This is a genomic window from Thiocapsa imhoffii, from assembly GCF_016583985.1.
In the GTDB taxonomy this organism is placed as follows: domain Bacteria; phylum Pseudomonadota; class Gammaproteobacteria; order Chromatiales; family Chromatiaceae; genus Thiocapsa; species Thiocapsa imhoffii.
On record NZ_NRSD01000105.1, the window covers coordinates 1 to 496 of the forward strand.

The window sequence follows — 496 nt, forward strand, 5'->3', positions numbered from 1 at the left end:
TCATAGCAGCCGAGCACATGGAAGGCCTTCACGGCGATGTCTTTGGCCTTGTTGGCCAGCGCCGGCGTCAGCTCCGCCGGACACTGCACGCCGATGTCGCGCCCGGAGGTGCGCTTCTTGTCTTCCATGGTGTAGATGTGCGGGCCGCCCTCGCCGAAGATCAGCTCCGCCGGCGGGAAGGCCTCCAGCGCGGTGCCGTTGCCGAGCAGGCCGACATTGACCTCGCGGCCCTCGATGTAGCGCTCGGCGAGCACGGGCTGCTCGAACTGCTCGAAGATCACGCCGGCGGCGTCACGCAGCTCGGCCTCGTCGTTGACGATGCGGATGCCGAAGGAGACGGCCTCGTTCTTGGGCTTGACGATGAGCGGAAAGGCGAGCTCCGGCATCTCGAAGCCCGGCGCGTCCAGCACCGCGAACTCGGGCGTCGGCACCCCGCGCTGCGCAAACAGCATCTTGGCGACCACCTTGTCCAACGCCAGGGAGTGCGCCAGCGGCC

General features: G+C 67.9%; 1 protein-coding gene. It reads right to left on the reverse strand.

The window, feature by feature from the left end:
- Positions 1–496 (reverse strand): D-alanine--D-alanine ligase family protein (locus tag CKO25_RS20840; protein ID WP_503663883.1); only part of this gene is annotated, 496 nt, incomplete at both ends.